The sequence below is a fragment of the Flavobacterium sp. genome, from assembly GCF_044368625.1.
Lineage (GTDB): Bacteria > Bacteroidota > Bacteroidia > Flavobacteriales > Flavobacteriaceae > Flavobacterium.
In genome coordinates this window covers 1-12,213 of the sequence record NZ_JBIPPD010000089.1, presented here as the reverse complement: position 1 = coordinate 12,213, position 12,213 = coordinate 1, and the positions used below count along the sequence as shown (strand labels likewise).

Here is a 12,213-nt window from a genome sequence, read left to right as displayed (position 1 = left end):
CTCTAATCAATAATTTGCAGGAATTTCTAATCGAACTTGGAAACGGATTTTGTTTTGAAGCCCGACAAAAGCGCATTTCATTTAACAACAAACATTACAGAATAGATTTAGTTTTCTACCATCGAATTTTAAAGTGTCATGTTTTATTAGATTTAAAAATTGGTGATTTTGATCATGCAGATGCAGGGCAAATGAACGTATATTTGAATTATTATAAAGAAAATGAAATGTTTGCGAACGATAATCCGCCTGTTGGAATAATTTTATGTAGTCAAAAAGACAGTGCATTAGTACATTATGCAACTGGCGGATTATCCCAAGAAATTTTTGTGAGTAAATATATGTTGCAACTTCCCTCAGAAGAAGAATTAAAAAATTTAATAGAAAACGATGTAAAATCTTTTGAAAATAGAGATTAAATTTCAGCATAATACATGAACGAAGACGAAGAAAATATCCTACCCGAAGACGTAAGCAGTGAAGCTTTAAACGAATCGACAAGTAACGAAGGTTTTGATGATATTCAAACCTCGGGACATCACTTTTACGAAAACAACGACAATCCTGAAGATACGATTACCAAAGTAACCGGTATGTTCAAAGATTGGTTTTTGGACTATGCTTCCTATGTAATTTTGGAGCGAGCCGTTCCTGCTATTGAAGACGGATTCAAACCCGTCCAACGTCGTATCATGCATTCGATGAAAGAGTTGGACGATGGTCGTTACAACAAAGTGGCCAATATTGTCGGACATACGATGCAATACCATCCGCATGGTGACGCGAGTATTGGCGACGCTATGGTGCAAATTGGTCAGAAAGATTTGATTATCGATATGCAAGGAAACTGGGGAAATATTCTCACTGGCGACAGTGCGGCAGCTTCCCGATACATCGAAGCTCGAATTTCAAAATTTGGCCACGATGTGTTGTATTCGCCTAAAATTACCGAATGGGGCGTTTCCTATGACGGTCGAAGAGCCGAACCCATCAATCTTCCCGTTAAATTTCCGTTACTTTTGGCGCAAGGAGCTGAAGGTATTGCTGTTGGTTTGTCTACCAAAGTTTTGCCACACAACTTCAACGAATTAATTGACAGTTCGATAAAAATTTTAAAAGGAAAACCATTTACATTATACCCCGATTTTCCTACAGCCGGAATTGCGGATGTTTCCAATTATAACGACGGACTTCGAGGCGGGCGCGTTCGGGTTCGGGCGAAAATTGCGCAGTTGGACAAACAGACCTTGGTGATTACTCAAATTCCGTTTTCGACCAATACCGTAACTTTAATTGATAGTATTTTGAAAGCCAACGAAAAAGGCAAAATCAAAATCAAAAAAATTGAAGACAATACAGCAGCTGAAGTTGAAATTTTAATTCACTTATTTCCAGGGGTTTCTCCAGACAAAACGATTGATGCTTTATTTGCCTTTACCGCTTGCGAAACTTCCATTGCTCCCTTGGGCTGTGTGATCGAAAACCACAAACCCCTTTTTATCGGTGTTTCTGAAATGTTGAAAATTTCGACACATCGAACAGTTGGTTTACTCAAAAGCGAATTGGAAATTCAACTCGCAGAATTGCAGAATAAATGGCATTTTTCTACTTTAGAAAAGATTTTCATTCGCGAAGAAATGTACATCGACTTCAAACTTTATTCTGATAGAGAATCGCTTTACGAATATTTATATAAAAGTTTTGAACCCTATCTAAAATTGTTAGTTCGGGAAATAAACGACGACGATTTGCAAAAACTAACACAAATTCCGATGATTCGAATCACCCGTTTCGATTCGGATAAGGCAGATGATGCTATTGCAAAATTGGAAGCGGAGATGGAGCAAGTCAAACACGATTTGGAACACATCACCGACTTTGCCATTGCCTTTTTTTCCAAATTAAAAGAAAAATACGGAAAAGGACGCGAACGCCAAACGGAACTTCGCATTTTTGATGATATCGAAGCTACGAAAGTGATTTTGCGAAATACCAAATTGTATGTCAACCGCGAGGAAGGCTTTTTTGGAACAGGGTTAAAAAAAGACGAATACGTAGCCGATTGTTCGGAAATTGATGACGTCATCGTGTTTTTGCGCGACGGTTCGATGATAATTTCTAAAGTAGACGACAAAAAATTTGTAGGAAAAGACATTATTCACATCGCCGTTTTTGACAAGCAAGACAAGCGAACCATTTACAACATGATTTACCGTGACGGAAAATCGGGTCCTTCCTATATCAAGCGATTTAATGTTTCGGGCGTTACTCGCGACAAAGTTTATCCGCTGTCTCAAGACAAAGCAGGTTCACAAGTACTTTATTTTTCGCACAATCCAAATGGCGAAGCCGAAGTAATTACAGTACTCCTACGTCAAGTGGGAACCGTTAAAAAACTCAAATTCGACATTGACTTTGCCGATTTGGCTATTAAAGGACGAAGTTCAAAAGGAAATTTGGTTACTAAATATCCGATTAAAAAAATCGAACTCAAAGAAAAAGGCATTTCAACATTAAAACCAAGGCGAATTTGGTTTGACGATACCGTACAAAAATTAAATGTTGATGGAAGAGGCGAACTACTCGGTGAATTTAAACCCAATGATCGCTTACTCATCATTCAACAATCCGGTAAAGTGAAAACCATAATTCCAGAATTGACCACTCATTTTGATGACGATATGATTGTAATGGAAAAATGGTCGCCTAAAAAGCCCATTTCTGTAATCTATTTTGAAGGTGAAAAAGAGAAATATTTTGTTAAACGATTTGTTATTGAAAACGAAAATAAAGAAGAAATTTTCGTCACCGAACATCCAAAATCGCAAGTTGAAATTGTTGCAACCGATTACCGGCCCGTCGCTGAAATTATATTTGCTAAGGTAAAAGGCGTCCAAAAAGAAAATCAAACGATTGATTTTGAAAATTTTATAGCTGTTAAAGGAATTAGAGCTTTAGGAAATCAACTGACGTCAGACAAAATAAAACAGATTAATTTATTAGAACCTTTGCCCTTTGAAATCCCCGAGGAAGTAATTCCAGAGAACAAAGAAGTGATCGACGAAATAATAGTAGATCCAAATACAGCATTGGATGAAGACGGACAAATCACATTATTTAATGAATAAACCATTGATAATTTAGGTAAAAATTAGGCTGAACTGTCAAATTTAGTTTTAGTTTTGTACCACAAAAAAAAGAGTAGAAATTTTTTGTCAAACATTTTATGGATCATCCGATATATCTTGAACATCCTGGGTTAATCGCATTATTTGGCGTCGTGATAGTTGTAATGCTGTTGCTGGATTTAGGCGTTTTTAATAAAAACAGTCATGAAATTTCCAACAAGGAAGCACTCACGTGGTCGGTGGTTTGGATTGGGTTGGCAATGGGTTTTAGCGCTATTTTATACCAAATAGCAGGACCTACAAAATTTTACGAATTTCAATCCGCCTACTGGATTGAAAAAGCACTTTCAGTAGACAATCTGTTTGTGTTTATAATGGTATTTAAGTTTTTTAGTGTTCCAAATGCGAGTAAACATAAAGTGCTTTTTTGGGGTATTGTTGGAGCATTAGTTTTAAGAGCGATTTTCATTTTTTCAGGAGCTTTCTTGATAAAATTAACGTACTTAAACACGATTTTGGGGTACTTTGACATAGCTGAACTGCCGTACAACATCAACATCATCATGACGCTTTTTGGGCTATTTTTGATTTATGCAGGTATAAAATCATGGAGCTCCGACGAAGAAAATAATGACGCCGATTACAATCAAACCAAAGGGGCACAACTCGTTAGAAAATTATTTAAAGTTTCGGATGCGTACGATGGTGACAAATTTTTTACCATAAAAGACGGGAAACGAGTGGCTACTCGCCTATTTATGGTTTTAGCAGTTATCGAATTTACCGACTTGCTTTTTGCAGTAGATTCAATTCCTGCAATTTTTGCTATTTCGGATGATCCTTTTATTTTATATACTTCTAATATTTTTGCCATATTAGGACTTAGAGCGTTGTTTTTCTTACTCGATAATTTCTTATATCTTTTCAGTATGTTAAAATATGGTTTGGCCATCATCCTTACTTTCATAGGATTTAAAATGATTGTAGCGCCATTTTATCATATCGAATCCGTTTTTTCATTGATTATTATTGCAGGTGTTTTGATCGGTTCGGTTTTATTGTCGGTTCTCCTTGCAAAAAAGCCATTGGAATAAATCCATTGCCAACACGTATACGGAAAAGTATAGTCGTGCCCATTTTCAGAAAAAAATAGTCGTGATTAAGCTACTTGATTGTTCAATTTGTCCAAAAAAATCTGTATTTTTGGCGTCTAAAATTCATCAATTATGGCATCAATTACATTAGGTGGAAATCCTATTCACACAAACGGAACATTGCCGCAAAAAGGCAGTAAAGCAACAGATTTTACATTAGTAAAAACCGATTTATCAACCACTTCACTAGCTGATTTTTCAGGCAAAAAAGTAGTTTTAAATATTTTTCCTAGTATTGATACTGGAACTTGTGCTCAATCGGTTCGGACATTTAACGAAAAAGCGAGTCAATTAGAAAACACCGTTGTTTTGTGTATTTCTCGTGACTTACCCTTTGCACAAAAACGTTTTTGTGGTGCCGAAGGATTAGAAAATGTTATCAATCTTTCAGATTTTAAATCGGGACAATTTGGTAAAGATTATGGTTTAGAAATGATTGATGGCCCATTATCCGATTTACATTCAAGAGTTGTGATTGTTTTAGATGAAAATGGAACTGTTTTGCATGCTGAACAAGTTGGCGAAATTGCTGATGAGCCAAATTATGAAGCGGCTTTAGCAGTCCTTTAAAAAATGAAAGAAGATCATACATTTATAACAGGACGTTTAAAGAGCTTTAAATTTGCCATTAAAGGTGCCTACAAATTAGTCACGACCGAACACAGCATTATGGTTCAGTTTTCGTTGGGAATTCTGATTACAATTGCGGGATTTTACTTCGAAATATCTAATACAGCCTGGCTTTTTCAAACATTAGCCATTGGTTTGGTTTTGAGTATTGAAGGATTGAATACTGCTGTGGAAAAAATTGCTGATTTTATTCATCCTGAGTTTCATTCCCGAATTGGTTTTATCAAAGATATTGCTGCGGGAGCTGTATTTTTTGCTGCATTAACTGCAATTATTATTGGACTAATGATTTATGTTCCGATAATTCAAGCGTTGTAATTTGTTTTCGATTGAAAAAATCTCATAACTAATCAAATCTAATCCATAAAAGTATGGCGAAAGCAACTAAAAAAGCAAGCACATCGAAAAATGATTCGACGACAGGCACTCCCAAAAAGGGTGTTTTATCGCGTCAGCAAAAAGTTATTTTCGGCTCGTTATTGCTGTTGTTTTCAGTTGCATTAGCACTCTCTTTCGTTTCATTTTACATTTACGGGCAGCAAGATCAAAGTGCAGTTTATGAACTCGGAAATCGCAGTGTAGAAGTACGAAATTGGTTGGGAAAATTTGGTGCTTTTCTCGCCAATATATTTGTATACGAAGGTTTTGGCGTGGCGGCATTTATTTTTGTTCGCTTATTTTTCTTAACGGGAGCCTATCTGATTTTAGACTTATCGGTTTGGAAATTACGCAGCAGTTGGTTTTGGGATATTTTTATAGCCATCATTGTTTCGGTATTATTTGGTTTTTTTGCCACAAAAATACCCGAACTGGGCGGTGTTATTGGCTTTGAACTAAACGATTATTTACAAGATTATTTGGGCAAATCCGGAACCTTGTTGGTACTCTTTTTTGGATTACTTATTTTTTTAATTTTTAGAGTCAAAATTTCTCCGGATACCCTCAAAAATGCTTTTGAAAAATCCAAAAACAAAGTTACCACAGATATCGAAGGGTTAAAGAAAAGCCGATCAGAAGAAAAATCATACAATCTGGAAGAATTTGCAGTGGATGAAGAACCCGAATTGATTTCTAAAGAGCCGATTATCAAGCCCGCTTCCAAATTTGAAATTAACAAAGAAGTACTAAAGCCTACAATCAACCATCCTTCCGAACTTAGTTTAGATATCAAACCTAAAGCAGTTTCCACACCCGAATTGGTTGTAGACGAACCCTTGCATCAAGAAGATTTTGTGATTGAAAAAGTAGCCGAAGAAGAAACAATTGACGAAAATATTGCCGCTCGACTTGTTGCCGATTTTGGATTATTTGATCCCACTTTGGATTTATCAAACTTTAAATTTCCGTCTTTAGATTTACTAAAAGAGTATTCCACAGGAGGAATAACAATCAATCAAGCGGAATTAGAAGAAAATAAAAACAGAATTGTAGAAACGCTGCGGAATTACAAAATCGAGATTGCACAAATTAAGGCAACAGTTGGACCATCGGTAACTTTGTATGAAATTGTTCCAGAGGCAGGTATCCGAATTTCAAAAATTAAAAGTTTAGAAGACGATATAGCTTTGTCTCTTTCGGCATTAGGCATCCGAATTATCGCACCTATTCCCGGCAAAGGAACAATCGGAATTGAAGTACCAAATAAAAATCCTACGATGGTTTCGATGAAAAGTGTGATCGGTTCGGCTCGTTTTCAAGAAGCTGAAATGGAATTACCAATCGCTTTAGGAAAAACAATTAGCAATGAAACTTTCGTTGTAGATTTGGCCAAAATGCCGCACCTACTGATGGCTGGAGCTACAGGTCAAGGAAAATCGGTAGGATTAAATGCTGTTTTAACCTCGCTATTGTACAAAAAACATCCCGCAGAAGTTAAATTTGTTTTGGTTGATCCTAAAAAAGTAGAACTAACTTTATTCAATAAAATTGAACGCCATTATCTTGCCAAACTTCCTGATGCAGGAGATGCCATTATAACCGATAACGCAAAGGTAATCAACACCTTGAACTCTTTATGTGTCGAAATGGATAACCGTTACAATTTGCTTAAAGAGGCAATGGTTCGGAACATAAAGGAATACAATGATAAATTTAAAAGTCGGAAATTAAATCCCGAAAATGGACACCGATTTTTACCCTATATAATACTGGTTGTAGACGAGTTTGCCGATTTGATTATGACGGCGGGTAAAGAGGTAGAAACGCCGATTGCTCGACTGGCACAACTTGCACGTGCTATTGGAATTCACCTCATCATTGCCACACAGAGACCTTCTGTAAATGTAATTACAGGAATTATCAAAGCCAATTTCCCTGCGAGAATTGCGTTTCGAGTAACTTCAAAAATTGATTCTCGAACCATTTTAGATACTTCGGGAGCCGATCAACTCATTGGTCGTGGAGATATGTTGTATACCAATGGAAATGATGTTGTTAGGGTTCAATGTGCATTTGTAGATACTCCAGAAGTTGAAAGAATTACTGAATTTATTGGAGCACAAAAAGCGTATCCCGATGCTTACTTACTACCCGAATTTATTGGATCCGATGAAACTGGCACTAAACTTGATATGGATGTTTCCGAAAGAGATACTTTATTTCGTGAAGCGGCCGAAATTATCGTAACGGCACAACAAGGATCAGCATCTTTACTTCAGCGAAAACTAAAATTAGGCTACAATCGTGCCGGACGTTTAATTGACCAATTGGAGTCTGCTGGAATAGTAGGGCCATTTGAAGGCAGTAAAGCTAGAAATGTAACGATTCAGGATTTAAGTTCTCTTGACGATTTTTTTAATAAAGAACAAAATACATTTTAAAATGAAATTCAAGGCTCCATTATTATACTTCTTTTTATTTACATTAGTTTCAATATGTACCCTACAAGCTCAAGATGTAAAAGCGAAAGCTTTACTGGATGAAGTCACTTCAAAAGTTAAAAGTTATAACAATATCGCGATTGATTTTAAATATTCCCTTCAAAACGTAAAGGAAAATATCAATCAGGAAAGTAAAGGAAATGTATTGCTTCAAAACAACAATTATGTGCTCAATTTTATGGGGATTACAAAAATATTTGACGGCAAAAAAGTATACACTATCGTTCCAGAAGATGAAGAAATTAGTATCTCCAATTTTGACGACAAAGACGAAAATGCCATTACACCTTCAAAAATGTTGACATTTTTCAACAAAGGATATAAATATTCGTGGGATATTTTGCAAAATGTTCGTGGCAGAAAAATTCAATACATCAAGTTAGTTCCAATCAGTTCCAAAGATCAACGAAAAGAGGTATTATTAGGGATTGATGTGCAAACAAAAAACATATACAATGTAATTGAAACCGGTAAGAATGGTACAAAAACAACAATTGTTGTTAATTCTTTTAAAACCAATCAACCCGTTTCAAAAAATCAGTTTACATTTGTTAAAAGTAAATACCCAAACTATTACATTAACAATATAGACTAAAAACTGGAGTGAAAATTCTCGACAAATATCTTTTAAAAACATTTTTGATTACATTTACTTCGGTATTTGTAATCCTTTTTTTTATATTCATTTTGCAAACTGTTTGGCTTTTTATTGCCGAACTTGCCGGGAAAGATTTGGATTTAATATTGATCCTAAAGTTTTTAATGTATTCGATGCCTAACGTTGTACCGTTAGTTTTACCACTGTCCATATTATTATCGTCCATAATGACCTTCGGTGATCTATCCGAGAATTATGAGTTTGCAGCTATGAAATCCTCAGGTGTTTCGCTACAACGTGCTATGAAAAGTCTGATTGTTTTTATTGCTATTTTAAGTATTGCAGCGTTTACTTTTGCCAACAATGTTATCCCCTACTCCTCTTATAAATTTACCAGCTTTAGGCAAAACATAGCCCAAGTGAAACCAGCAATGGCGGTAGCCGAAGGACAGTTTAGTGAAGTAGGACCATTTAACATCAAAGTCGAAAAAAAATCGGGCGATAAAGGAAATCAATTAACTGGCGTAACTATTCACAAAAAGAAAGCCGAAGGAAACGGAATTTCAAATGTAATAAAAGCTAAATCTGGCAAACTTTTAAGCAGCGAAGATTCGAATATTTTGCAACTCGTTTTATATGATGGCTACCAATACGAAGATGTTATTCCTAAAAAATATGAAGAACGTAGAAAAATTCCTTTTGCAAAAAGTACGTTCAAAAAATATACGATGAATCTTGATTTATCGAAACTAAACAAAAACAATGCCGAAGAAACTATCACATTGGGAACCAACTCTATGTTGAATATCAAGGAACTTTCCTACACCTTGGATTCACTTAATTTAAGTTATACTAACGAAGTGGTTTCATTTGCAGAAAATATCCACTCTCGATCTGGAATAGACAATGGACCAATGCGGGAAAGTTTTCGCTCATTTGAGCAAGATACATTACCAAAAAAAGTCCTCAAGAAAGAAGTTATCAAAGATCTTTTGCATGAATTTACTGATGTCGAAAAAGCGCGTTTTTTAGAACTGGCTTATAATAATTTAACCAGTGCTAATTTCAGCATTTTGGGGTCGAAAGAAGACATGTATAGCAAGCGTAAAAACATCAACAACCATTACATTGCCATCCATGAAAAATTTGTAATGGGTTACGCATGTTTATTGATGTTTTTTATCGGTGCTCCACTTGGAGCTATTATTCGAAAAGGGGGCTTGGGATTACCTATTGTATTTGCAGTTTTGATATTTATTACTTTTCATTTTACAAATACTTTCGGAAAAAAAATAGCCCAAGAAGACGGATTGACGCCTTTTTTAGGGGTTTGGATGTCCAGTATAATTCTAACGCCTTTTGCCTTACTATTAACCTATAGAGCCACAAATGATATTGGCCTTATAAACATGGATGTAATTTTGACACCCATTCAAAACGCATTCAAAAAAATATTTACTAAAAATAAAACCAAAGATAATGTCCACTGACAAAATACAACTCAATACTATTGAGGAAGCAATTGAAGCCATCCGTAACGGAAAAATTATTATTGTTGTTGATGATGAAGATCGTGAAAATGAAGGAGATTTTCTGTGTGCTGCCGAAAAAACCACACCTGAAATGATTAATTTTATGGCGACCCACGGACGCGGTTTAATTTGTGCCCCACTGACTGAAAGTCGATGCAAAGAGTTGGATTTGAAATCGATGGTAACCAACAATACCGATCACTTGGAAACGGGCTTCACGGTTTCGGTTGATTTAAAAGGAAACGGAGTTACTACAGGAATTTCTGCAGCCGATCGTTCTAAAACTGTTTTGGCATTAATTGACGGCGATACAAAAGCATTCGATTTAGCACGTCCAGGACACATTTTTCCTTTAATTGCTAAGCAAGGAGGCGTACTTCGTAGAACAGGACATACAGAAGCTGCGATTGATTTTGCCCGACTGGCCGGTTTTAAACCTGCGGGCGTAATTTGCGAAATTATGAACGAAGACGGATCGATGGCACGACTTCCTGAATTGGTTGAAGTGGCAAAGAAATTTGACTTGAAATTGGTTTCAATAGAAGATTTGGTTGCTTACCGAATGCAACACGACAGTTTGATTGTAAAAAAAGAAGATTTTAACATAGAAACCCGCTTCGGAACGTTCCGATTGAGAGCTTACTTGCAAACTACAAACAAACAAATACATATCGCATTGACAAAAGGTACCTGGAATTTAGGCGATACTGTATTAACTCGAATCAATTCAACCTTAGTGAATAACGATTTACTAGGTACTTTGACCAACAACGCCGATCAAAAACTAGACGACATGTTCAAAGTTATTAATGAAGAAGGTCAAGGAGCTATTATTTTTATCAATCAAGAAAGTAATTCCATAAATTTACTCAAACGCATCACAGAACTTAAATCATTACAAGCAGAAGGTGTTTATAAAGCACCAAAAATAGTAATGGATGCGAAAGACTTTGGAATTGGAGCCCAAATTTTGCATGATATCGATATTTCTCGCATTCGATTGATGTCGAATTCACAACAAGCCAAGCGCGTTGGGATGATTGGGTATGGTTTAGAAATCATTGACTACGTAAATTACTAATATTTTTTCACTGCTAACTCATACAGTATGAAAAAGTTAATTTTGATATCCAAAAAATGCCAATATTTTTTCAATAAAAAGCTTTGAGAATTAAAAAAACAACTTATATTTGCACTCGCAATCAGGAATTGAAAGCAAATTATTGGAGAAATGGCAGAGCGGTCGAATGCGGCAGTCTTGAAAACTGTTGACTGTAACAGGTCCGGGGGTTCGAATCCCTCTTTCTCCGCAGAATTAAAACCCTAACAATTGAATATCAATTAGTTAGGGTTTTTTATTTGCTAAATATCCCCACATTATCCCCACAATTGTATAGTTTTATATAGGAAATAAAGTAGTTTCAAAAAACATTTGATCTAAACCTATAATAAAAAATCTACCAATTAAGAGAATATGAAAATAATCCTTTTACTTCGTTTCTAGCATTTAAATTTAATATTTGATAGTTTGTGAGTTCTTTACAATAAAATCGATTATACGGCTTTGCATAGCCTTCAGCTACCATTTTTTCATTTAGACAAGTACCGTCTTCTAAAAATACATATGCTAAAGTTCTACCATAGACATCTAAAATATTATTTTCTTCCAGTGCTATTGAAATATTTGTTTTTGGTGGTGCAATTTCCATAAGGTAGTTTAAAGATTTTCTACCTAATTCAATCAAAAAATGAGCAGCTAAATGTGTTTCTCTCTCATCCTGATATAACTTTTTACAAAGCTTTAGCTCTGGTGCATCTATTCCTAAAAATCTAATTTCAATTAATTTTTTATCAAAAATATTTTCAATAATCAATCCATCACCATCAACAACTTGTACTATCCTAAATCTATTTTTAATCTTGTTATGGTAAATTGTGTTCATTTGGTTTAAATTGTGTTATTTAAGTTATTGTATATCAACTATTTATGTAATATTTTTACAATATTATAAAAGTTTTTTATCAATTCAAAAAAATAAGAAAAAATGGCTAAACAGAAAGGACATATAAAATATGTCGGCACACTCGGAGAAGTTAGACACTTCAAAATCAAAGGTAACGATGGTTACTTTGCAGGATTAAAAGGCGGACCATCTGCCGAACAAATTAAAACCGCACCTGGCTTTATACGTACTCGTGAAAATATGAGTGAATTTGGAGCTTGTGCGAATGCTGGTAAATCAGTAAGAGTTGGTTTATCATCATTGATGAAACAAATGGCAGATAATCAAT

10 protein-coding genes, 1 tRNA gene and 1 pseudogene are annotated in these 12,213 nt (G+C 35.3%); 11 read left to right on the top strand and 1 reads right to left on the bottom strand.

Annotated elements, in window-relative coordinates; all coding sequences use genetic code 11:
* The 10 genes from ACIQ2X_RS08420 to ACIQ2X_RS08375 all read left to right on the top strand — a co-directional run.
* The coding region (locus ACIQ2X_RS08420; RefSeq protein ID WP_396178482.1) for a PDDEXK nuclease domain-containing protein at window positions 1-419 on the top strand (419 nt) is incomplete at its 5' end.
* Window positions 420-434: 15 nt separating this feature from the next.
* Window positions 435-3,128, top strand: coding sequence for a DNA gyrase/topoisomerase IV subunit A (locus tag ACIQ2X_RS08415; RefSeq protein ID WP_396178481.1), 2,694 nt, complete (start codon window positions 435-437; stop codon window positions 3,126-3,128).
* Between the two features lie 98 nt (window positions 3,129-3,226).
* The gene (locus tag ACIQ2X_RS08410) at window positions 3,227-4,222 is read left to right on the top strand and encodes a TerC/Alx family metal homeostasis membrane protein (RefSeq protein ID WP_396178480.1); all 996 of its coding nucleotides are present in this window, start codon (window positions 3,227-3,229) and stop codon (window positions 4,220-4,222) included.
* A gap of 132 nt (window positions 4,223-4,354) precedes the next feature.
* The gene (gene tpx, locus ACIQ2X_RS08405) at window positions 4,355-4,852 is read left to right on the top strand and encodes a thiol peroxidase (RefSeq protein WP_396178479.1); all 498 of its coding nucleotides are present in this window, start codon (window positions 4,355-4,357) and stop codon (window positions 4,850-4,852) included.
* Window positions 4,853-4,855: 3 nt separating this feature from the next.
* Window positions 4,856-5,230 carry a diacylglycerol kinase family protein gene (locus ACIQ2X_RS08400; RefSeq protein ID WP_396178478.1) on the top strand — a complete coding sequence of 125 codons (375 nt, stop codon included), beginning with the start codon at window positions 4,856-4,858 and terminating at the stop codon, window positions 5,228-5,230.
* A gap of 53 nt (window positions 5,231-5,283) precedes the next feature.
* Entirely contained in the window at window positions 5,284-7,731 is a 2,448-nt protein-coding gene (locus ACIQ2X_RS08395) for a DNA translocase FtsK (protein WP_396178477.1), read from the top strand.
* A gap of 1 nt (window position 7,732) precedes the next feature.
* Window positions 7,733-8,386 (top strand): outer membrane lipoprotein carrier protein LolA, encoded by a 654-nt coding sequence (locus ACIQ2X_RS08390; protein WP_396178476.1) that lies wholly within the window; start codon window positions 7,733-7,735, stop codon window positions 8,384-8,386.
* Between the two features lie 8 nt (window positions 8,387-8,394).
* Complete coding sequence (locus tag ACIQ2X_RS08385) at window positions 8,395-9,879, top strand: LptF/LptG family permease (RefSeq protein WP_396178475.1); 1,485 nt, start codon at window positions 8,395-8,397, stop codon at window positions 9,877-9,879.
* On the top strand, window positions 9,869-11,002 hold the full coding sequence (gene ribB, locus ACIQ2X_RS08380; RefSeq protein WP_396178474.1) for a 3,4-dihydroxy-2-butanone-4-phosphate synthase: 1,134 nt from the start codon (window positions 9,869-9,871) through the stop codon (window positions 11,000-11,002). Before ACIQ2X_RS08385 ends, ribB begins: the two co-directional genes overlap by 11 nt.
* A gap of 144 nt (window positions 11,003-11,146) precedes the next feature.
* Window positions 11,147-11,231, top strand: a tRNA-Ser gene (locus tag ACIQ2X_RS08375).
* A gap of 147 nt (window positions 11,232-11,378) precedes the next feature.
* Here the strand turns inward: ACIQ2X_RS08375 and ACIQ2X_RS08370 are convergent.
* Window positions 11,379-11,864, bottom strand: a complete 486-nt coding sequence (locus ACIQ2X_RS08370) for a thermonuclease family protein (RefSeq protein WP_026726271.1) — start codon at window positions 11,862-11,864, stop codon at window positions 11,379-11,381.
* Window positions 11,865-11,966: 102 nt separating this feature from the next.
* Here ACIQ2X_RS08370 and ACIQ2X_RS08365 point away from each other — a divergent pair.
* Window positions 11,967-12,213, top strand: a pseudogene (locus ACIQ2X_RS08365) (hypothetical protein); the annotation flags it as partial.